Origin of the sequence: Jeotgalicoccus psychrophilus DSM 19085 (assembly GCF_000425845.1) — a bacterium.
Lineage (GTDB): Bacteria > Bacillota > Bacilli > Staphylococcales > Salinicoccaceae > Jeotgalicoccus > Jeotgalicoccus psychrophilus.
Genome location: NZ_KE384464.1, coordinates 70960 through 91859, shown reverse-complemented (window position 1 = coordinate 91859; position 20900 = coordinate 70960). Strand labels below are relative to the sequence as shown.

Below are 20900 nucleotides of genomic sequence, written 5' to 3'. Positions count from 1 at the left end.
AATGTGAAGAATAACAAAAAATTTTCAGACTATATTTTGTGATTATCACTCTTACGATCCTTTCGCCACTGTTCGCTCATCTCTGTCACTTTATCATCAAGCTTTTTAATCTGTTTGAACGTTATAATGTTCAAAAAACCGAGGATAATTAAAGAAGTCAGTGCAACTGTTGTATCGTGATCATTTGAAATAATTCTCATTGATTGTACTCCTTTCTAATACTGTAATATATGAAGTGATTTTAGTTTATCGGACACTGTGAAAGGCCTAAATCATTATAAAAGCAGCTGACTGTAAAATCGATTAAGAATTATTTATTCTATAGTATTAAATAGCCTATTTTCTTAAATTTATTCAAAGGTATAAAAATAGCGGGAACAAATCTATATAGAATAGACCTGATTCCCGCTGATTTTATTAATGTATATTAGTGGATGAAGTTATGGCTTGAAACTTGAGAAGCACTAATAGTTCTCGTGTTTTGATCGCCAAGTCCGCCACCGAACTGCATTTCTGATACTAAGATTGATCCGTCACCGTTTACACGCTCAACAATTGCAACGTGACCTTGGCCGTATGAACCATTAGTGTAAGCTGGAGCCTGCATAATAGCACCTACTGAAGGTGAGTTGTTTACAGAGTAACCTGCTGACTGAGCATTAGATGCCCAGTTCTTAGCATCGCCCCAAGTATTCCCAACGCTCATACCCATTGATGAACGTTTTTCAAATACGTACCATGCACATGTACCCCATGAATAGTAGTTCTTGCCGTTGCTTGCGCTAGAAACAGGAGTTGCTGCTGCAGGCTGTTCCTCAGCTTCTTCTGCTGCCGCTTGTTCCGCAGCTCTTTCAGCCGCTGCTTGTTCAGCTTCTTCTGCTTCTTGAGCTGCCGCTTCTGCTGCTGCAATTCTGTCTGCTTCTTGAGCTGCTACTTCTGCCGCTGCAATTCTGTCTGCTTCAGCTTGTTTAGCTGCTGCCTCTTCAGCCTCTTCAGCCGCTTCTGCTTCTTGAGCTGCCGCTTCTTCTGCTGCAATTCTGTCTGCTTCAGCCTGTTCAGCTGCTGCAATTCTATCTGCTTCAGCTTGTTTAGCTGCTGCCTCTTCAGCCGCTTCTGCTTCTTGAGCTGCCGCTTCTTCTGCTGCAATTCTGTCTGCTTCAGCCTGTTCAGCTGCTGCAATTCTATCTGCTTCAGCTTGTTTAGCTGCTGCCTCTTCAGCCGCTTCTGCTTCTTGAGCTGCCGCTTCTTCTGCTGCAATTCTGTCTGCTTCAGCTTGTTCAGCTGCTTCCTCTTCAGCCGCTTCTGCTTCTTGAGCTGCCGCTTCTTCTGCTGCAATTCTGTCTGCTTCAGCTTGTTCAGCTGCTTCCTCTTCAGCCGCTGCCGCTTCTTCTGCTGCAATTCTGTCTGCTTCAGCTTGTTCAGCTGCTTCCTCTTCAGCCGCTTCTGCTTCTTGAGCTGCCGCTTCTTCTGCTGCAATTCTGTCTGCTTCAGCTTGTTCAGCTGCAATTTCATCAGCAGTTGGTTCTTCAACAACTTCTACTGGCTCTTCAACAACTTCTGCTGCTGGTTCAACTTCTTGAACTTCTTCGACAACTGGCTCTTCAACAACCTCTGCCGCTGGTTCAACTTCCTGAACTTCTTCTACAACTGGCTCTTCAACAACCTCTGCTGCCGGTTCAACTTCTTGAACTTCTTCTACAACTGGCTCTTCAAGTGTTTCTACAGCAGGTGCTTCTTCTACTGCTGGAGCTGAAACTGCTGATTCGTCAATTGAAATTTCCTGACCGACGAAGATTAAATCTGAAGATAAGTTGTTCCATTTCTTTATTTCATTATAATCTAACGAGAATTCCGCTCCAATAGCCCAAAGCGTGTCGCCCGGTTTAACTATGTATGATGATTCGTTACTAGCAGGAGCAGGTGCCGCTTCTTCTTCCGGATTAACCGTAAGTACGTCACCTGGGAAAATAATGTCACTTGAAAGTTCGTTATCAGCTTTTAAGTCTGCAACTGATGTACCGACTTCGCTAGCTATTCCCCATAAAGTGTCTCCACTGGATATAGTATACTCGTCTGCCGAAACCGCTGTTGCTGCTACACCTGTGATTGCTGTTAAAGTTGCTACAGATACTACTGTTTTTTTCATAAAGTGAATTTCCTCCTGCTAGATAATTAGTTTAATATATTTTCTTTTATATGTTTTTGTCTAATGTTTACGTTCACATCTATCTATTACGATACGATGTAAACTATAGCATAAGGATTTGCAGAAAAGCTGATTGTAATATACTTGTAATATAAAAGAAACTTAGTGGAAATCTAGAGAGCATTTCTTTACATATAAAATATTATTTAAGTTATTTCAAACTGATAAACGTTGATTCTATCATGAGTAATTTTACTTATCCATTTTTGTCACAGCATTTTTCACAAATATTATTTCAGTTTTAATTCGAAATATAAGCTTCCCGCCGCTAGTTTTTATAGCTGCCATAAAGTCTTTTTTATTCTTGAAAATTTAAAAACACGGGCACAATTTAATGTGCCCGTGTTTCTCTGTTAAATTATTTTTGATTCGACAGCCATTCAACCAGATTATCCAAGTCTTCTTGGTCTTCAACCAAACCGCCCGGCATGACGCTCGTTCCTTCTACTACAACTGTGCGAATCTGCTCTTCATTCAATCTCGCACCGACTTCTTGCAAGTTCGGACCTGATGCACCTTCAAGATCAGCACCGTGACAGCTGAAGCATGATGCTGCACGGTATACTGCTTCACCGTCTTCTGATGTCGCTTGTCCGTCACCTACCACAGCCGCTTCTTCTGTTTCTTCTTCATTTCCTCCGCCGCATGCGCCGAGTAACAGTACAATACTAAAGCCTGCAGTCAGCAGTATTTTTTTCATTTATTACAGACCTCCAAATATATTACATACTCCAGCGCAGATACGCATGAATAAACGGTGATAAGTTTCCATCCATTACTTTATCCGTATTTCCGACCTCGTAGTTTGTTCTATGATCTTTAACCATAGAGTACGGGTGAAAGACATAACTTCTAATCTGGCTTCCCCACCCGATTTCTTTCTGTTCACCTTTAATGTCGTCAATTTCTGCACGCTGTTCTTCCAGCTTACGCTGATACAGTTTTGCTTTCAGCATCTGCATCGCCTGTTCACGGTTTTTAATTTGTGAACGTTCATTCTGACAGGTTACAACAACTCCTGTCGGCAGATGAGTAATACGGACAGCAGAGTCCGTCGTATTGACGTGCTGTCCGCCGGCACCGCTTGAACGGTACGTATCAATTTTAATATCATCGGTATTGATTTCAATTTTAATATCCGTATTTTTAAACAGCGGTGTTACTTCACATGAAGCGAATGACGTATGACGGCGTCCCGACGAGTCAAATGGCGATATTCTCACCAGACGGTGCACACCTTTTTCAGCTTTTAATAAGCCGTAGGCGTTCGGTCCTTTAATAGATATAGACACACTCTTCACGCCCGCTTCATCGCCGCTCTGATAATCCAGCGTTTCAATTTTGAAACCTTCTGATTCACTGTAGCGCTGATACATACGGAGCAGCATTTCTGCCCAGTCCTGAGACTCTGTGCCGCCGGCACCTGAATGCAGTTCGAGCATTGCATCCAGCGCATCGTGTTCGCCGCTTAGGAGCAGATTCAGTTCATACTCTTCAATTGCCGCTGACGTTTCTTTAACGGATTCATCAAGCAGTTCCGCCAGTTCCTCGTCGTATTCTTCACGCAGCAGTTCGTGGGATGTTTCAATATCGTCCAGCGAGTCGCGCAGTGAATTAAAACCATCGACAATTTTTTTCAAATGGTTGTTCTCTGCGATGACCTCCGCTGCCTTATCGCTGTCGTTCCAAAAATCCGGGTCCAGCATAAGTTCTTCATGTTCCTGAATCTGAGTCTCTTTTTCTTCTAAGTCAAAGAGACCCCCTAAAGTCATTTAACTTATCTCTGCTGCTTTGTAAAAAGTTTTTTACTTCACTTAATTCCATATTTTTTCCCCTAACTTATTGTCCGTGACAGTTTTTGTATTTTCTGCCCGAGCCGCATGGGCACGGATCATTTCTGCCGACTTTAACCTGGCGTTTAACCGGCTGTTTTTTAGCTTTTTGTTTGCCGTCGCCTGTCTGCATTTGTTTTTTATCTACAACCTGTTCACGTTTCATTTCTTCATCCGTTCGGACTGTCGTCTTCAGCACAAATTTAGCAGTATCATCCTCTATATTAACGAGCATGTTTTCAAACATTTGAATACCTTCGTTCTGGTATTCACGGAGCGGATTAATCTGACCGTATGAACGGAGATGAATACCAGTTCTCAGCTGATCCATACTGTCTATATGTTCAACCCACTTCTGGTCCATCGTGCGGAGCATCATCATACGTTCGAACAGACGCATTTTTTCTTCTCCGAGCGTTTCTTCTTTCTCTGCGAGGTGAGCTTTTACTTTATCCATAACAATCGTATAGATTTCTTCAGCACCTCTGCCGCGGATTTCATCAGCATTGATTTCGTCTTCCGGCAGATACATATCCGTCAGAGTCTTAACATACTGCTCATAATCGATATCTTCTTCGGTATCGAGATCATAAAATTCAACTGTCCGCTGCACAGAGCGTTCAAGCATATCGTTCAGCAGTTCTGATACATCATCGTGATCGATAATTTCATCGCGTTCACCGTAAATAATTTCACGCTGTTTACGCAATACTTCATCATATTCAAGCAGTCGTTTACGCGCATCGAAGTTATTTCCTTCAACGCGTTTTTGTGATGATTCCACACCGCGTGAAATCATTTTGCTCGTCAGTTCTTCTTCGCTCATACCCATCCGTTCCATAATGCTCTGAATTCTTTCAGAACCAAAACGGCGCATTAAATCATCTTCTAAGGACAGGTAAAACGTACTTTCACCAACGTCACCCTGACGTCCGGAACGTCCGCGGAGCTGGTCATCAATGCGTCGTGATTCATGACGCTCAGTACCAATTACCGCAAGTCCGCCGAGATCTTTAACACCTTCGCCGAGTTTAATATCTGTACCGCGTCCGGCCATGTTGGTCGCAATAGTAACCGCGCCTTTTTTACCAGCTTCTTTAACAATTTCCGCTTCACGCCCGTGGTTTTTAGCGTTCAAGACATTATGGCGTATGCCGTGTTTTTTCAGCAGATTTGAAATCAGCTCACTCGTTTCAACCGCTACAGTACCGATTAAAATCGGTTGTCCTTTTTTGTGGCGGTCGATTACATCTTCGACAACTGCACGCAGTTTAATTTCTTCTGCCGCATAAATTTTATCTGTATTATCGAGTCTCTGAACCGGCTGGTTCGTCGGAATCTGTGTAACACGCATATTATAAATGTTCATAAACTCTTCTTCTTCGGTCTTCGCTGTCCCTGTCATGCCCGACAGCTTATGGAAGAGACGGAAAAAGTTCTGGAAAGTAATCGATGCCATCGTGCGCGATTCATTTTGAATATCCACGCCTTCTTTTGCTTCGATTGCCTGGTGCAGCCCGTCAGAGAAACGGCGGCCTTTCATCGTGCGTCCTGTAAACTGGTCGACGATTAAAATGCCATCATCTTCAACGACGTAATCCACGTCCCGCTCCATTGAGAAGTTCGCTTTTAAGGCCTGATTGATATGGTGCAGCAGGCTGACGTGCTGAACGTCATACAGGTTATCGATTTTAAACCATTTCTCAGCTTTCTCCATACCGGATTCGTTCAGCTGAATATTTCTCGTTTTAATATCGTACGTGTAGTCTTCTTCCTCTTTCAGCATTTTAGAAAACTGGTGTGCCTGTAAGTAATACGTTTCTCTTTCCTTCGCTTTACCTGAAATAATTAACGGTGTACGCGCCTCATCAATTAAAATCGAGTCGACCTCATCAATTACGGTAAAGTTTAAACCGCGGAGTACACGGTCCTGTTTGTACGTCACCATATTATCTCTTAAATAATCAAAACCAAGTTCATTATTTGTCGTATACGTAATGTCCGCCGCAAATGCTTCGCGCTTTTCAGTACTGTTTTTAGCATTCAGGTTTAACCCGACAGTCAATCCTAAGAAGTTATACAGCACTTCAAGTTCTTCCATCTGAATTTCAGATAAATACTCGTTGACTGTAATAACGTGAACGCCGCGTCCTGCCAATGCATTTAAATAAACGGGCATAGTCGCTGTCAGCGTTTTACCTTCCCCGGTTTTCATTTCTGCAATATCGCCTTTATGGAGGGCAATACCACCCATTACTTGAACTTCGAACGGTTCCATGCCGAGCGTACGTTTCGATGCTTCCCGTACTACAGCGAATGCTTCCGTCAGTATATCGTCGAGCATTTTTTCTTCTTTCTTTCTGTCACCTTCTGCAGTCTGTAACTGCTCTTTAAATTCTGCAGTTTTATTTTTAATTTCATCATCACTTAATTTTTCTATTTCCGGTGCAAGTTCAAGCACTTTCTGTGCTTGTTTTCGCAGCGCTTTTAACTCTCTTTTATTGCCATCGAACATTTTATCCAAAACACCCATGGATTTTCTCTCCCTCGTGAAAAATTACCTGTTTATACATCATTACATTTTACCACCATTATATAGGAAAATAAAATATGTAACATTAAAAAACCCCGAAGGCGGGTAAACCGCCGTCAGGGTTTCATGAAATTTGGTATTAATTTGTTTCGATTAGACCGTATTTACCGTCTTTACGTCGGTAAACAATACTAGTACCGTCAGTTTCTCTATCATTAAAGACGAAGAAGTCATGACCAAGCATATTCATCTGCAATACCGCTTCTTCAGAATCCATCGGTTTCAGCGTGAACTCCTTAGAACGGAATATTGCTATCTCGTCATTGTTTTCATTATCTTCTTGTGCACCGTTTTCAAACGCTGTTGCATTAAAGAAATCGGCCTCAGGGTTTTTCTCTCTGAATTTACGGTTTATTTTAGTTTTGTGTTTGCGAATTTGTCTTTCCAGCTTATCAATTACTAAATCAACTGCTGCATAAAGATCATCGTGTCCTTCCTCCGCACGCAATGTTAAATCTTTCATAGGTATCGTAATCTCAACTTTACCGCGTTTATTATTACGAACCTTGATGTTTACATGTGCATGTGTGTTTGGTACGTCATTGAAATAACGTTCAAGTTTTGCAACTTTTTCCTCGATATGTTCGCGGATTGCGTCTGTTACTTCAATGTTTTCGCCTCTGATTTCAACTCTAATCATGATGAGCCCTCCTTGTAGGTACCTTTGTTTCTTATCTTCATTATATCAAATGTGCTGCGCTTTTGAAAACGTTAACACATCAATATTCTGAAAATTTAATACTTTGATCACATTTGCCGCCTGATGTATTGTAATGCCGGTCGTATAAATGTCATCTGTTATAAGTACACTCTTACCCGTTAAGTTCATGCTGCTAACATTTTCAAGTAAATAAAATGGATTTGTACTGTTTATACGCTCCTGCCTGGAGAGTTCCGACTGTCTTTTCACCTTCTGAGTACCGAGCATATCCGTGTACTTTACACCGAGTACTTCCAGTACAGCTGACGTCTGATTATAAGTCCGCTCCTTCATCCGTGCCTTTGATATTGGTACAGGCACGACGTAATCGTACTGCTTAAAGTTAAATGCACACAACAGAGCAAGCACTTCACTGAGCGCATAGTCACGCATAAACTTATAACGGTGCATGAGCAGCTTCATCTCTTCATTATAATCAGTTATCGTATACATTTTATTAATATCAGGATAAATGGCATGTAGAACGTGACAGTCGCGGCACATGTCAGTCTTTTCAGCCACAAGCTGATGACACCTGCCGCATCGTGCTCCCGGATATTTAAAGTTCAGTCCGGTGCGGCAAGTGAAACACAGCGGCTCATTTTTCTTAAAAAGCGAGATCAGTGTCGGTTCTTCATTAATCACCTCATGACAGTTTAAACATCTCAAAGCGTATCCCTCCCTTTATTAAATTGTCTGATGGCAGTGAGCGTCTTCGTGATGCCGGCAGTATTAAACGTTGTCATCAGCCAGATATTTCCTGTCGGATCTTTTGGTTTCCGCCCGACGCGCCCGCATATTTGAATCAGACTTGCACTATCGAACCGGTGTGCGTCGATGACAATTACGTCCATATTCAAAAACGTGACACCGCGTTCCAGAATAGTCGTTGTCAGCAGAATATCGAGCTCGCCGTCCCGCATCATCTGCACTTTCTTATACCGTGCCTTATCTCCGCTGTAGACCGATTCCAGACGTTTGTATTTAATTTCCATTACCGCAGCCAGTGATTTCATCATGTTGATATCCGGAAAAAAGATAAGAACTTTTCTATTTCCCTTCATAATCCCATCGACCAGTTCAATAAGTTTTGGCGGTATTTTTTTCTTTTTAATATACTTGTCAGCATTATGCCAGACAATGTTAGGCACAGCTAAATCATAACCGTGATAGCGGCGTGCAATCGTCACGATGTTATCTTTTCCGGCAAGTAATTTCATTTCACGTGTTGGCGTTGCTGTCATTAGAATAATCGAAGCATCATCCGCAGCCGCCCGTTTTATCGTACTCATTAACAGCGGTTCTTCCGGCAGCGGAAACGCATCGACTTCATCGATAATAATGACATCATAATGATGGATGCAATTAAACAGCTGATGTACGGTGCAGACTGTAAACATATGAGAGAACACCGATTTTACGCCGCTGTACATTAAATCAATCCGCACTCCTTTAAACGCATCTGCCAGTCTTAAATAAACTTCTTTAACCACATCGATTCTCGGTGAGATGAATGCCACATTCAAACCGTTTTGCCGGGCATACTTAATACCTTCAAATGTAATCTCAGTTTTCCCCGCGCCAGTCACCGCATAAAGCATCAGATTATGTTTATTCTTAATCGCATCAAGCAGTCGCGCACTCGCTTGTTTTTGTATATCATTCAGCTCAAATTCAAGCCTGTAATCAATGTTCTCGCTCTTACGCTCTGTTTCCGAGCCGTACAGCGGATTAACTGAATCAGACCGGCCAAGCGCAACGCAGTGCAGACAGTACGTAATGTGCGTATTTTCATATGAAGAATAATAAGTGTAAAACAATTGTTTGTCACGGTTGCCGCAGCGGAGGCACTGATTATTCTTTACTCCCCTGTCAAACATAATATCCGGTGCGCCGTGTTTTAAGATCATAATAATTCCTCCAATAAAAAAAACCACAGCCTGAATAAGCTGCGGTTTAAAAATATAAAATTATAAGCCGGTAGTGTCTACGTTATACGTTGTAAAACCGATGCCGAGTGCGCCTTCCCCTAAATGCGTACCGACAACCGGTCCAAATTCCTGCAGAATAAATTCAACCTGCGGAAATTTTTCTTCCAGCTCAATCTTATAACGTTTACCAAGTTCTTCTGCGTTAGCATGAATTAAGCAGGCTTTCAGTTCTTTGCCAGCGTGCTTTTCGAATTCAGCCTCCAGCATCTCTTCAATTTTCAGCATCGCTTTTTTCTGCGTTCTGATTTTTTCGATTGCGACAATTTTACCGTCCTGAAATTCAAGAATCGGTTTAATCTTTAACAGTCCGCCGATAAATGCCTGAGCGTTCGATAATCGTCCGCCCTTTTGCAGATTAGTCAGTGTATCGACTAGGAAGAATGCGTTCATGTTGCCTTTTTTCTTCATCTCATCAGCATCTGCAAGTATTTCTTCAAGCGGTTTTTTGTCAATATTCTGAGCTGCATATAAGGCCATAAAGCCAAGCGGTGCAGCAGCAATTTCTGAATCGACCACGTGTACGTTAATACCGTCGACGCTTGCTGCAGCTGCTCTCGCATTTTGACACGTACCGCTGAGTTCAGCTGATAAATGAAAACTGATTACGTCGGTGTAGCCGTCACGGTACAGTGATTCCAGCAGTAAAATATAATCCCCGATAGACGGCTGACTCGTCGTCGGCAGTTCATCCAGTGATGCCATTTCCGCATAATACCATTTGTTATCTATTTCATTTTCTTTTAAAACTTTATCTCCAACAACTACATTTAATGGAATTGTATATATATTATGTCCGGTTAAAATATGCTCAGGCAAATAACTTGTCGAATCCACGACAACCGCAACTTTCATATGCGTCTCCTCCAATTCATCTCGTAACTATTCTACTACATATCAGACATATGATAAACTATTATTGAGGTGTTTGTATGGAACAAAAATACATGAATTACAAAAGTGCAAAAACAAAAATCGTTATTAAAAAGTCCCGGTTTTTATCGTTTATAAAACGGACTGAATCAGAAGAAGAAGCGAAGGCATTCATCGCTGATATAAAGAAAGAGCATAAAGCTGCCACGCATAATTGCAGCGCCTATATCGTCGGTAAGAGTGCGCTGATTCAAAAGGCGGACGATGACGGTGAGCCTCAGGGTACAGCTGGTGTGCCGATACTGGAAGTGCTGAAAAAAGAAGAGCTCTATAATGTTACAGTTGTCGTTACGCGTTACTACGGCGGAATTAAACTTGGTGCCGGCGGCTTAATCCGCGCGTATTCACAAGGGGCATCGAGTGCGGTCCAGGAAGCCGGCAGGGCTGTTGAAGTCCCGGTGATACCGCTGACTGTTACGCTCGACTACACTTTTACAAGCAAGTTTGAACATTTCCTCGGTACGACTGATGCGTCCATCGTCTCTCAGGATTACACTGATAAAGTGAGCTACGTCATTCACGTTAAAGAAAAAGGCGCTGACGAAATCGTCAACACCTTAAGAGAAATTACCAGCAACAGTTTCTATTATGAAGCAGGCGATATTATTATCGCTGAAGAAAAAGTCTGATTATGGAATTTTATTAAATACTTTCTGGAAAAAGTTCAACACCGGACGCCGGTTTGAACCGATCAGATTTGTCGCTTCGACGACAATGTTCATAGTAAACAGCAGCAGAATGCCGATGATTACCGCACCTGGAACGGTTGCGAGATACATAATCACACCGCCGATTGCAAACAAGAGGGCAATAAAGTAAATCAGCACAACGGTCTCCCTGTGGGAGAACCCAAGCTGCTGCACTCTGTGATGCAGGTGGTTTTTATCTGCCCGCATTACGGACACACCTTCCCTGTACCGCCGGATTGCCGCGAAAAATATATCCATAAAGGGCACGCCGAGTATAATAATCGGGAAAAACAGCGATATAAACGTAATGTTTTTAAAGCCGATAATCGACAGTACACCGATAATATAGCCGAGCATCATCGCTCCGTTATCACCGAGAAAAATTTTTGCAGGGTGAAAATTGTACGGCAGAAATCCGAGACATGCGCCGAGTAAAATAACACAGAGCATCATAACGAAGATATTCTGCTGGAAGATTGTAATAATTGCGATACTCGCCAGTGCAATAATCACTACTCCGGTAGCCAGACCATCGAGGCCGTCGATCAGGTTTATCGCGTTAATAATCGCTGCAAGCCAAATAACAGTGACCAGTATGGAAAAGACACCAAAGTTGATTTCAAAACCGAACGGCGTAATCGTATCGATTACAATACCGTAAGAAATCGGCACTGCGATGGCAACGAGCTGGCCGAGAAATTTAATAAACGGCTTCAGATCATACTTGTCATCGATCAGACCAATCAGGCAGATAACCGCTGCACCGATAATAATCGGTTTATATTCAGTTTCAACCGGCTGAGCAAACAGCGTTACAATAGTGAAACTCAGCAATATTGCCACGCCGCCGAGATAAGGCATCGGCACCTTATGCACTTTGCGGTAGTTTGGATAGTCTACAAACCCGAAACGTTTCGCAAGGTATATAAAAAGCGGCACTATTAATAAAGATATCGCGAACGATATACATAAAATAAATAAAGTATACATATTCTCACCCGTATTTTTAATCCAATTAAATATACCATATTTGGTATAAAAAGTTTCCTTTTTAAAGAATCAAATGATAATTTTCCTTAATGAATAAATCATTGTATAATGAAGATATTAATTCATCCGGTCAGGAGGCGCGCCATGTTTATTGATTTCCTTTTAAATATCGCATTGATTATAAGCGGTATCTACCTCTTTTACCGTATTCAATTTTTCGAAGAAAAAAAGATTGTGGAAACAGGCTTGTTTCAGTCACTCTTAATGACAACATTGTCAATTTTGTCACTGCTCGTACCATTCAGCACATCACAGGGCGAATTTTCACTGTTTTTTATTCCGCTGTTAATTCTTGCAGCATATAATAAATTTTACTACGGACTGATGTCAGCTGCTGTCGTATATTTTTTCTATCACTTTATTTTTGAACACAGTACCTCAGTCTATATCGTGTTTTTAGCGCTGTACATGCTGTTTCTAATGGTCGTGCCATTTATGCGTAAAATTACGAATGCGAATTTAGTTGTGACGAATATTATCTTCACTTCTTTATATATGATTGTCTTGAACCAATTCTTCTACAATATATCATTAATGACGGGTATAATACTACTCGTTGTAACATCGCTGATTATATTTGTTGCACATATGATGTATGAAGATATTAATACGATATACAGATTAAACAAACGTATCGATGATGATGAATTTATCGACCACTTAACACAGCTCGGCAATGTTAAATCGCTCGACAAATTAGTCGATGATCATTTTGAAAATGACGACACGCTCAGTCTTCTGCTAATCGATATCGATAGTTTTAAATCGTATAATGACAAGCACAGTTACGATTCCGGCGATAAAATTATCCGCCAGATGGCATCGCTGTTAAAAAATTACGTGCCGACAGGCGGTCATCTGTTCAGAAACAGCGGCGAAGAGTTTGCGATGATTATTCCAAACCTTTCATTCGATAAAACCGTCCGCCTCGGTGAAGCAATACGCAACAGCGTCGAATATTCGAAATTCCACATCAACGAAATCGATACGGTCAATGCGACTGTCTCAGTCGGTGTCGGATACAAAGATACAACCGGTGCGACGAAACGCGATTTGTTAAAAGAAGCGGAAGGCGCATTGTTTGAAGCGAAAAAACTGGGACAAAACAGAGTAATGTTTGCCCCAATCGGATAATAAAAAAACGAGCCCCGGCTCGTTTTTTTTTAATCTTCTACACTCGACAGAGTGCTTAATGTAATTTTACCGTGTGAATCGTGCCACTTCACGTTTCCTTTGGAGAAGTAAAATGCCTGCGGCGATTCATGCTTTATATCGTAAGTTTCAGAGATATAGTTAGATAGGTCGCGATGATCCTGGACGATTAAATAATAGCCGTCCATGTCTCTTTCATAATGGAACTTTTGAAATTCTTCAAAAGCCGATGCAGATATCGGACAAGTGTTACTGTGTTTTAAAAAATAGAATTCAGTTTTATTTTTAATTAGATTTTGAAATGCATCTATACTGGTTATTTTAGTTAACATTTCATCACACCTTTCATAACTTTATATAATTTATCACTTATTTAAAAATATAGCAAATCAGTTTAAAAACATATGATATAATGCAACTGTACTGGAGGATTAATTATGACTAAAAAATTAAAACGCTGGACATTCCTTGACTCGCTTAATGCGATTCTGTTTATCGTCGTTGTACTTTTCTTTTTAGACTTTGACAACAACAATTTAATGTCCTGGATATTGCTAGCAGTCTTTGCATTTTGGCTTATTACTGTAATTTTAAGAAATGTAATGATTTCAAAAATCGAAAAAGATCCGCAGCATCCTCTGCATAATATGCAGACTGGTAAAGACATAGGCAACAATGTAAAAAAATGAGACTCCTAGCGGGCCTCATTTTTTTGGTTTTCAAGTGCTTCTTCATACTGGCTGTCGAGTGTCGCTGCTGTTTCAACGAGGGGCAGCACATTTTGCAATGATACTTCCTGCAGGTTTTCAACAGAACCCATCACTTTTTTACGTTCTTCAAAATACGTGCGGTAATTATAATGCATCTCGAGTGAAATCGTACGTGCACGAGTTGCTTTATCCGTCGATATGTTCAGTGCGTTCAGTGCTGCAATATGATCATCCAGCATCGGTAATAGAATCTCGTTGGCATACTGCTCTTTTTCTTCCACGCTTTTTTTATTATGGAATTCAGTAGAATGTTCATCGAGGCCTTCACTGTTAGCATTGATTACTTCAATCAGCTGGTTAATCTCATCGATTTCCTCAGGACTTTCAGCTGATTCAATAATGTTGTCGCGCTCTTCCTGATGCGTAATAAACGACTGGCTCAGCGAGACGAGCTGTGAATTAGAGTCAATTGACAGTACATAGGAGTCTAAAAATGAAGACATCTGAGATGTAAAATCCTGCTTTACGCTGATGCTCTCACTTATAATTCTGTGTACTTCCTCGAGTTCGCTGTTTGTTACTTCGATATTATCCAGCTCTTCAGAGAGGCTGTCTGTAATGGGCACGAGATTTTCATCGACTTCCGTTTTTAAATTCTGCAGATATTCAATATCCACCTCTTCATCTGCGTAGTACATTGCCTGAAGTTTATCGAAATTCATATTATTAACAGTGCTATTAAATTCATTATTAAGGCTGATCAGCTGTTTTGTACTTTCTTCATAAGTATGTAAATCAGCTTTCAAATTGTTTCCGCAGGCTGCCAGCAGCAGAACGAGCAGCAGACCGAACGGGCGTAATATCAGCGATTTGTCATTCATATAAGAACCTCGCTTTATGAATAATTTACTTTATTTATAATATGGTACATTATATCATAATTTATGTGAGTTTAAATTTTTCTCTATTTAAACTATAATATAAATAAGTATGATTTGAGAGGAACATTGATTTGAATAACTTACAGCTTAACCAGGAGCTTAAAAATATATTAAATTCATCAATCATTAAAACAGATGAACAATTATATAAATATACTTATACAGAAACAGGCGGAGCGGCGGATATATATGTCGAAGCCGGAACGATTGAAGATACGGCAGCAGTTATTAAATTTGCTAAAGAACATAACCTCCCCGTGACATATCTCGGCAACGGCTCGAATATTATTATTCGTGACGGTGGCATACGCGGTATCGTCGTCAGCCTATTGGAGTTAAATGATATTACAGTAACGGATAATACATTGATCGCAGAAAGCGGAGCGGCGATTATCGATGCATCACAAACCGCACTGCAGCATGGGCTGTCAGGGCTTGAATTTGCATGCGGTATACCGGGTTCTGTCGGCGGCGCGGTTTACATGAACGCAGGCGCATACGGCGGCGAAGTCAAAGATTGTCTGAAGCACGTCACTGCCATTAACGAAATGGGCGATTTCGTTACGCTGACACTCGATGAATTAGAACTTGGCTATCGTACAAGCCGTGTTCAGACAGAACACCTCGTTGTCGTCTCTGCTGAGTTTGAATTATCTGCTGATAAAGACTATGCAGACATTAAAGCTGTGATGGACGATTTGACAGAAAAACGCGAAACAAAGCAGCCATTGGAATATCCGTCATGCGGCAGCGTATTCCAGCGCCCGCCCGGCAACTTCGCAGGCAAGCTGATTCAGGATGCGGGCTTGCAGGGCCACCGCATCGGCGGCGTTGAAGTATCAAAGAAGCACGCAGGATTTATGGTTAACGTCGACGACGGCACCGCCAGCGATTACGAAGAACTGATACATCACGTACAGGACACAATACAGGAACGATTCGGCGTCGTGCTGCACCGCGAAGTCCGTATTATTGGAGATAAGTTAGAGAAATAGAATTATATATTGATTATGACGGCCGACGGATATAATGTTCGCCGTTTTTTTGTGTTTTCTTGCGTTTTTGGCTACTGCGGGGAGTGGGGCGGGTTGTAAACGCCGCAATGACGCAGCAGAGGTAAAATTTTCCGTCACAGGTAGAGGAACATAACTCCTTTGCTCGCAAGATCTGTTCACAGGCAGAGGGGCATAACTCCTTTGCACGCAAGATTTCCTACACTCCCCCTCTATTTCCAACTATAATCAAAAGAAACCGAAAACCCATCAGGGTTTCCGGTTTCTTCTCTATAGATATCATACTATTATTATTCTGCTGTTGCTGCGTCTACTGCTGCATTAATTTCTTCAACTTGAGCTAATGCTGTTAAGTAACCGCCTGCGTTTAAGTACCAGTTTTGAGGATTTAATTCATAAACATTGTCGTTTTTAATTGCGTCAACGCCTGAAGTTACTTCATTAACTAATACATCTGTTGATGTTGCTTCGCCTTCAGATACTGCTGCACCGCGGTCCATTAATAAAATAAGTCCCGGATTAGTTTCTGCGATAAACTCGAAGCTGATTTCGTTACCGTGGCTGTCTGTTGTTTCTTCCGACTCCTCCTGTTCACCTGCTGAAGTGAATCCGAAATCGTTGTATAGGAAGTCATAACGTCCGCCTACACCGTGGAATGATAAGTTTCCGCCGTTAGTCTGCACGAACAGCATTGGTAATTCTGCAGCTGCAACTTTTTCGTTAACTTCTGCAAGCTGTGCATCTAAATCGTCTACAAGTTCCTGTGCTTTATCCTGCACGTCGTACATTTCACCGATAAACATCGTCATTTCTTTAACATCCTCAAAGTAGTTTGAGTTGTCTGCTGCAACGTGAATAATTTCAGCGTTTGGAGCAGCTTTTTCAAGCTCGCCTACTACGTTTGAGTTTGCCTGACGTCCGTGAATCATAACAATTTCAGGGTCAAGAGCAGCTAATGCTTCATAGTCCGGCTCTTTGAGTCCACCAAGGTTTACGTAGTCTTCGTCTGATTCATATACGTCTGAAATAGTACTGCCAAGTGAAGCATTGTTTTCACCTTTTGGCAGTCCCATAATGTTTTCTTCAAGGCCAAGCGCTGCAAATGTTGAAGCGACACCAAGGTCAAAAATTACGACTTTATCTGAGTTTTTAGGAAGCTCTACAGTTTCATCGATTTGTGTTCCTTGGCCTTCTTCGTCGCGTTCGCCGGATCCGATTTCGAATTGGTTTTCATAAGCAATTGTATCTGCAGATTCTTCTTCAGAAGCGTCTTCTTCAGCAGTCTCTTCTTCTGCTGTTTCTTCCGTTGCTGTTTCCTCTGATGCATTTTCTTCTGTTGATGTATCTTCTTCTGAACCGCCACTGCACGCAGCAAGTACTAGGATTACTGCCATAGTGAGCATTAAGTATAATTTTTTAAATTCCATTTTTCTCTGTTCTCCTCTTAATTGTTTTTTCAGCCCCCGCTAAAAAAATACTGCGCTACTTACTAAACACATTCGAATGCCGGATCCTCACCTCCTTTAATGACAGGCGTCGTTACGCGTTGCCGATTAAATAGTTTGCTGCGAGTTCTGAAGAATCCCCTTCGATGACCCCATCGAAGTAGAAACAAATTCTGTGTCCGCAAATTGATTCTATATTAATTTCCATTTCATAGATGCCTTCAAGTACTTCTTTAGTGATGACTTCATTTGCAGTCCCGCTGATTGCGATTTTACCGTCTTTCAGTGCAACGATATTATCCGAATAGCATGATGCAAAGTTGATGTCGTGAATAACGATAATGATTGTTTTATTTTTGTCACGGCACAGTCTGCGTAAAATCTGCATAATCTGTACTGAGTGTTTCATATCGAGGTTGTTCAGCGGCTCATCGAGGAAAATATATTCCGTGTCCTGTGCAATCGTCATTGCGATATACGCACGCTGACGCTGCCCGCCTGACAGTTCATCAATATAGCGGTCTTCAAATTCCTTCAGTCCCATATAGCTGATTGCTTCGTCGATGATTTGTTCATCTTCATCATTCAATCTGCCTTTTGAATAAGGAAAACGTCCGAATGAAATTAATTCTCTTACTGTAATTTTAAGTTCCAGGTGATTCGCCTGTTTTAAAATCGTAATCTTTTTCGCAAGTTCACCGTGCGGCTGGGTGAAAATATTATCGCCTTCAAGCAAAACTTCTCCGCTATTTTTATCGAGTAAACGAGTGATCATTGAAATGACTGTACTTTTACCGGCGCCGTTCGGTCCGATAAGTGAAGTAATCTTACCTTTTTCTATATCAATTGAGACGTCATCTACGACTGTTTTACTGCCGTATTTCTTAGTGATTCCCTTGACACTAATCATGTACGATTCCTCCTAAGCATTAAGTAAATGAAATAAATCCCACCTACTAAGTTAATAATAACACTTAATTCAATGTTATTCCCGAATACGAACTGCACGACCATCTGTCCGATGACCAGCGTAATAATACTGATCAGCGCTGTACCGAGTATTAAATAAGAATGCCTGAATGTTTTTAACAGTTCGTGCGCCAGATTGACGACGAGCAGTCCTAAAAACATTATCGGCCCGACGAGTGCTGTAGAAACGGACACGAGTATTGCCACGATAACGAGCAGAAAGGATACTTTACGATCGTAGTTGATGCCTAAATTCAGCGCATGATCGCGTCCGAGAGACAATACGTCCAGCGAGTGAAAGTCTTTAAAGACTAACACCAGCATGACGATAACAATAATCCCTGTAATCCCAAGCAGCGATTCGTCAATTGCGTTAAACGAACCGAACAAAGTTCCCTGTAAAATGGAGAAATCTTCCGGGCTGATTAAAATCTGCATAAACGTCGATAAATTTCCAAAGAACGTACCGAGTATAATACCGATTAACAAGAGCAGAAATATATTGTTTTTAGTTACTTTAAAGAGAAACTTAAAGACAAACAGTGTGAACAATACGAGTACACCCATACTTAAAAAGTAGTTGTACTGAGAGTTTAAAAGCAGCGGCGAACTGACACCCGCTAAAAATACAATCGCTGTCTGAATGAATGTGTATACCGAATCAAGTCCCATAATCGACGGTGTTAAAATTCTGTTTTTAACAATCGTCTGGAAGATGACTGTAGAAACGGCGATGGATACTGCTACGGTAACAATCGCAACAATGCGTTTAAGTCTGGACGGCAGCTGATAAAAATAAATGTCCGGATTTAAGCCGTACAGCGTGTAAAATGCGAGAAATCCGATTGATAAGATTGCCAGTAATATAATCATTTTAGTGTTTTTATGCATCTTTGACCCTCCTGAAAATGAGGATTAAGAAAATTGCACTGCCGATTGTAGCAATCATCAGACCGACTGAAATTTCATACGGTGCAATAACGATACGTCCGAGAATATCACAAATCATAACGAATATTGCGCCGGTAATAGCTGTTATGGTGATCGTTCCTTTCAGATGATCCCCCCGAAATATCGAGACGATATTCGGAACAATTAACCCAAGAAACGGCAGCATACCGACTGAAACAACCACAATTGCTGTCATTGCAGCAGTTAAAAACAGCCCGATATTGACGATACGCTTATAGTTCATTCCGAGGTTTATCGAAAAGTCTTCCCCCATGCCTGCGACTGTAAACCGCGAGGCATATATGAATACGACGATAAATAGCGGAATACTGATATATAATATTTCATACTTGCCTGATATCAGCGTTGAGAAACTGCCGTGCATCCAGCCGGAAATCGCCTGGAGCATATCGGCTCTAAGTGCTAAAAATGTCGAGACACTCGCGACAACGCCGCCGAGCATCATGCCGATAAGCGGCACAAATATAACATCTTTAAATTTAATACGCGTAATAATGCTCATGAACAGCATTGTTCCAAGTAGTGCCAATGCGACTGCAAAAAATAACCTGCCCATCATGCTGAGCGCCGGGAAAAATATCAACCCGAGTAAAATACCAAGCTGTGCCCACTCTGTCGTTCCTGCTGTCGTTGGAGATACAAACTTGTTGCGTGTTAGCTGCTGCATCACAAGTCCGCAGACTGCGAGTGATGCGCCTGCGATGATAATTGATACTGTCCGTGGCAGGCGGCTATGTATAAGTATAGACATCTGATTTTCAGTTAAATTAAAGATATCCGATATATGAATTTGACTGACTCCGACAAACATAGAAAATATTGATAAAACGATCAGTAGGAAAATTAAAATATCTATCCTGAACAACTTCTGAATCATGTCTTCCCACCTTAATTGAAAATGATTATCATTGATAACCATACATGCATTATACACTTTCAGTTTTTACAATTCAAACCCTTTGTACATACTAATTTCTTATTATAAAAATAAGCTGCCTAGAGGCAGCTTACCCGTACAGCTTTAACTGATAATAATCGTTTCGCCTGTCGGTATCTCTTTATCGTGATCTAAAATTGCTTTAATTTTTTTAATTGCTTTGTGATTCTTACGCTCTTCTTCTGTTGTTTTATACGTCGGACGGTAGCTGAGCGCGTATACATCGACATCTTCGCGGCGCAGTTCTACAGATGTTGAATGCGTAAGAGCTTCAATCGCTCCTGTAACCGTATAGTATAAGTTGCGTTCGAAAACCTCTTCAAATGCCGGTTCGATAACGTTAATAATTTTAGCATCGTTCTCCACTTTTAACAGCGGACGCAGCGTGCGGATTCCAAGATATGTTCCCCACACATGCTCATACATTACATCGCTGAACTCATTAAAGCTGACGTTATACACTGTTTTATCATCTGTAAAAATCGAATGTACTAAAATAATACCGTTTAAGGAATTGTAGTTCGCTTCAATCTCATCGACGATATCCAGCCAGTCAATTTCTTTAGACTGTTCGAGCAGCACAATTTTATGCTGTCCCGGTGTATCTGCGAGCGACTCGTATACTTCCTCAAGTTCGCTGTACTCCAGGCCCGCCAGTATAATATTCGCATTATTCTGAGCCAATTCCAACGCAGTCTCTCTGCCTAATGAAGTCGCTGCACCTGACACGATATAAGTTTTACTTGTTAGATCCATAATATCCTCCTAGA

At 41.4% G+C, this 20900-nt stretch carries 21 protein-coding genes; 4 read left to right on the top strand and 17 right to left on the bottom strand.

What is annotated here, in order from left to right; translation table 11 throughout:
• Positions 1 to 29: 29 nt before the first annotated feature.
• From H625_RS13670 to H625_RS0110715, 9 genes are all read right to left on the bottom strand, one after another.
• A complete protein-coding gene (locus H625_RS13670; protein ID WP_156897228.1) occupies positions 30 to 200 on the bottom strand; it encodes a hypothetical protein in 171 nt (56 codons plus the stop codon).
• A gap of 227 nt (positions 201 to 427) precedes the next feature.
• Positions 428 to 2146, bottom strand: coding sequence for a CHAP domain-containing protein (locus H625_RS13305; RefSeq protein ID WP_051239069.1), 1719 nt, complete (start codon positions 2144 to 2146; stop codon positions 428 to 430).
• A gap of 418 nt (positions 2147 to 2564) precedes the next feature.
• Positions 2565 to 2906 carry a c-type cytochrome gene (locus H625_RS0110745; protein ID WP_026859912.1) on the bottom strand — a complete coding sequence of 114 codons (342 nt, stop codon included), beginning with the start codon at positions 2904 to 2906 and terminating at the stop codon, positions 2565 to 2567.
• Between the two features lie 22 nt (positions 2907 to 2928).
• A protein-coding gene (gene prfB / locus H625_RS0110740) for a peptide chain release factor 2 (RefSeq protein ID WP_211222595.1) occupies positions 2929 to 4030 on the bottom strand; the annotation gives its coding sequence in 2 pieces (ribosomal slippage) (positions 2929 to 3966 and positions 3968 to 4030; 1101 coding nt in all).
• A gap of 15 nt (positions 4031 to 4045) precedes the next feature.
• Positions 4046 to 6571: a preprotein translocase subunit SecA gene (secA, locus tag H625_RS0110735; protein ID WP_026859910.1), complete on the bottom strand. Its 2526-nt coding sequence runs from the start codon at positions 6569 to 6571 to the stop codon at positions 4046 to 4048.
• A 139-nt stretch (positions 6572 to 6710) separates the two neighbouring features.
• Positions 6711 to 7271, bottom strand: a complete 561-nt coding sequence (gene hpf, locus H625_RS0110730) for a ribosome hibernation-promoting factor, HPF/YfiA family (RefSeq protein ID WP_026859909.1) — start codon at positions 7269 to 7271, stop codon at positions 6711 to 6713.
• 45 nt (positions 7272 to 7316) lie between these two features.
• Complete coding sequence (locus H625_RS0110725; protein ID WP_026859908.1) at positions 7317 to 8000, bottom strand: ComF family protein; 684 nt, start codon at positions 7998 to 8000, stop codon at positions 7317 to 7319.
• The gene (locus tag H625_RS0110720; protein ID WP_026859907.1) at positions 7997 to 9241 is read right to left on the bottom strand and encodes a DEAD/DEAH box helicase; all 1245 of its coding nucleotides are present in this window, start codon (positions 9239 to 9241) and stop codon (positions 7997 to 7999) included. Before H625_RS0110720 ends, H625_RS0110725 begins: the two co-directional genes overlap by 4 nt.
• Positions 9242 to 9301: 60 nt before the next feature.
• Positions 9302 to 10174 (bottom strand): DegV family protein, encoded by an 873-nt coding sequence (locus tag H625_RS0110715; RefSeq protein WP_026859906.1) that lies wholly within the window; start codon positions 10172 to 10174, stop codon positions 9302 to 9304.
• 77 nt (positions 10175 to 10251) lie between these two features.
• Between H625_RS0110715 and H625_RS0110710 the strand changes: the two genes are divergently transcribed.
• A complete protein-coding gene (locus H625_RS0110710; RefSeq protein ID WP_026859905.1) occupies positions 10252 to 10881 on the top strand; it encodes a YigZ family protein in 630 nt (209 codons plus the stop codon).
• Here the strand turns inward: H625_RS0110710 and H625_RS0110705 are convergent, their stop codons facing one another.
• Positions 10882 to 11931 (bottom strand): glycosyltransferase family 4 protein, encoded by a 1050-nt coding sequence (locus H625_RS0110705; RefSeq protein ID WP_026859904.1) that lies wholly within the window; start codon positions 11929 to 11931, stop codon positions 10882 to 10884.
• A 144-nt stretch (positions 11932 to 12075) separates the two neighbouring features.
• Here H625_RS0110705 and H625_RS0110700 point away from each other — a divergent pair, with 144 nt between their 5' ends.
• Complete coding sequence (locus H625_RS0110700) at positions 12076 to 13125, top strand: GGDEF domain-containing protein (protein ID WP_026859903.1); 1050 nt, start codon at positions 12076 to 12078, stop codon at positions 13123 to 13125.
• A 29-nt stretch (positions 13126 to 13154) separates the two neighbouring features.
• On the opposite strand, the gene ytxJ is transcribed toward H625_RS0110700, so the two are convergent.
• Positions 13155 to 13475, bottom strand: a complete 321-nt coding sequence (gene ytxJ, locus H625_RS0110695) for a bacillithiol system redox-active protein YtxJ (protein ID WP_026859902.1) — start codon at positions 13473 to 13475, stop codon at positions 13155 to 13157.
• A gap of 105 nt (positions 13476 to 13580) precedes the next feature.
• Here ytxJ and H625_RS0110690 point away from each other — a divergent pair, with 105 nt between their 5' ends.
• Positions 13581 to 13832, top strand: coding sequence for a hypothetical protein (locus H625_RS0110690; RefSeq protein WP_035785845.1), 252 nt, complete (start codon positions 13581 to 13583; stop codon positions 13830 to 13832).
• A gap of 5 nt (positions 13833 to 13837) precedes the next feature.
• On the opposite strand, the gene H625_RS0110685 is transcribed toward H625_RS0110690, so the two are convergent.
• Positions 13838 to 14734 (bottom strand): EMYY motif lipoprotein, encoded by an 897-nt coding sequence (locus tag H625_RS0110685; RefSeq protein WP_026859900.1) that lies wholly within the window; start codon positions 14732 to 14734, stop codon positions 13838 to 13840.
• Between the two features lie 131 nt (positions 14735 to 14865).
• Between H625_RS0110685 and murB the strand changes: the two genes are divergently transcribed.
• Positions 14866 to 15789 carry a UDP-N-acetylmuramate dehydrogenase gene (gene murB, locus H625_RS0110680; protein WP_026859899.1) on the top strand — a complete coding sequence of 308 codons (924 nt, stop codon included), beginning with the start codon at positions 14866 to 14868 and terminating at the stop codon, positions 15787 to 15789.
• A gap of 308 nt (positions 15790 to 16097) precedes the next feature.
• Here murB and H625_RS0110675 read toward each other — a convergent pair whose 3' ends face one another.
• The 5 genes from H625_RS0110675 to H625_RS0110655 all read right to left on the bottom strand — a co-directional run bounded on the left by H625_RS0110675 (position 16098) and on the right by H625_RS0110655 (position 20886).
• Positions 16098 to 17234 carry a siderophore ABC transporter substrate-binding protein gene (locus H625_RS0110675; protein WP_026859898.1) on the bottom strand — a complete coding sequence of 379 codons (1137 nt, stop codon included), beginning with the start codon at positions 17232 to 17234 and terminating at the stop codon, positions 16098 to 16100.
• Between the two features lie 112 nt (positions 17235 to 17346).
• Positions 17347 to 18162, bottom strand: coding sequence for an iron ABC transporter ATP-binding protein (locus tag H625_RS0110670; protein WP_026859897.1), 816 nt, complete (start codon positions 18160 to 18162; stop codon positions 17347 to 17349).
• Positions 18159 to 19112: an iron chelate uptake ABC transporter family permease subunit gene (locus tag H625_RS0110665; RefSeq protein ID WP_026859896.1), complete on the bottom strand. Its 954-nt coding sequence runs from the start codon at positions 19110 to 19112 to the stop codon at positions 18159 to 18161. Before H625_RS0110665 ends, H625_RS0110670 begins: the two co-directional genes overlap by 4 nt.
• Positions 19105 to 20070: an ABC transporter permease gene (locus tag H625_RS0110660; protein WP_026859895.1), complete on the bottom strand. Its 966-nt coding sequence runs from the start codon at positions 20068 to 20070 to the stop codon at positions 19105 to 19107. The genes H625_RS0110665 and H625_RS0110660 overlap by 8 nt, the downstream gene beginning before the upstream one ends.
• A gap of 144 nt (positions 20071 to 20214) precedes the next feature.
• Complete coding sequence (locus tag H625_RS0110655) at positions 20215 to 20886, bottom strand: SDR family oxidoreductase (protein ID WP_026859894.1); 672 nt, start codon at positions 20884 to 20886, stop codon at positions 20215 to 20217.
• Positions 20887 to 20900 lie beyond the last annotated feature (14 nt).

Bases quoted from the DNA above. Each gene is read 5' to 3' on its own strand.
- H625_RS13305 (WP_051239069.1), bottom strand. From the start codon at position 2,146: ATGAAAAAAACAGTAGTATCTGTAGCAACTTTAACAGCAATCACAGGT.
- secA (WP_026859910.1), bottom strand. From the start codon at position 6,571: ATGGGTGTTTTGGATAAAATGTTCGATGGCAATAAAAGAGAGTTAAAA.
- H625_RS0110710 (WP_026859905.1), top strand. From the start codon at position 10,252: ATGGAACAAAAATACATGAATTACAAAAGTGCAAAAACAAAAATCGTT.
- ytxJ (WP_026859902.1), bottom strand. From the start codon at position 13,475: ATGTTAACTAAAATAACCAGTATAGATGCATTTCAAAATCTAATTAAA.
- H625_RS0110745 (WP_026859912.1), bottom strand. From the start codon at position 2,906: ATGAAAAAAATACTGCTGACTGCAGGCTTTAGTATTGTACTGTTACTC.
- H625_RS0110720 (WP_026859907.1), bottom strand. From the start codon at position 9,241: ATGATCTTAAAACACGGCGCACCGGATATTATGTTTGACAGGGGAGTA.
- H625_RS0110655 (WP_026859894.1), bottom strand. From the start codon at position 20,886: ATGGATCTAACAAGTAAAACTTATATCGTGTCAGGTGCAGCGACTTCA.
- H625_RS13670 (WP_156897228.1), bottom strand. From the start codon at position 200: ATGAGAATTATTTCAAATGATCACGATACAACAGTTGCACTGACTTCT.
- H625_RS0110700 (WP_026859903.1), top strand. From the start codon at position 12,076: ATGTTTATTGATTTCCTTTTAAATATCGCATTGATTATAAGCGGTATC.
- H625_RS0110705 (WP_026859904.1), bottom strand. From the start codon at position 11,931: ATGTATACTTTATTTATTTTATGTATATCGTTCGCGATATCTTTATTA.
- H625_RS0110675 (WP_026859898.1), bottom strand. From the start codon at position 17,234: ATGGAATTTAAAAAATTATACTTAATGCTCACTATGGCAGTAATCCTA.
- H625_RS0110690 (WP_035785845.1), top strand. From the start codon at position 13,581: ATGACTAAAAAATTAAAACGCTGGACATTCCTTGACTCGCTTAATGCG.
- H625_RS0110715 (WP_026859906.1), bottom strand. From the start codon at position 10,174: ATGAAAGTTGCGGTTGTCGTGGATTCGACAAGTTATTTGCCTGAGCAT.
- hpf (WP_026859909.1), bottom strand. From the start codon at position 7,271: ATGATTAGAGTTGAAATCAGAGGCGAAAACATTGAAGTAACAGACGCA.
- H625_RS0110660 (WP_026859895.1), bottom strand. From the start codon at position 20,070: ATGATTCAGAAGTTGTTCAGGATAGATATTTTAATTTTCCTACTGATC.
- H625_RS0110685 (WP_026859900.1), bottom strand. From the start codon at position 14,734: ATGAATGACAAATCGCTGATATTACGCCCGTTCGGTCTGCTGCTCGTT.
- H625_RS0110665 (WP_026859896.1), bottom strand. From the start codon at position 19,112: ATGCATAAAAACACTAAAATGATTATATTACTGGCAATCTTATCAATC.
- H625_RS0110670 (WP_026859897.1), bottom strand. From the start codon at position 18,162: ATGATTAGTGTCAAGGGAATCACTAAGAAATACGGCAGTAAAACAGTC.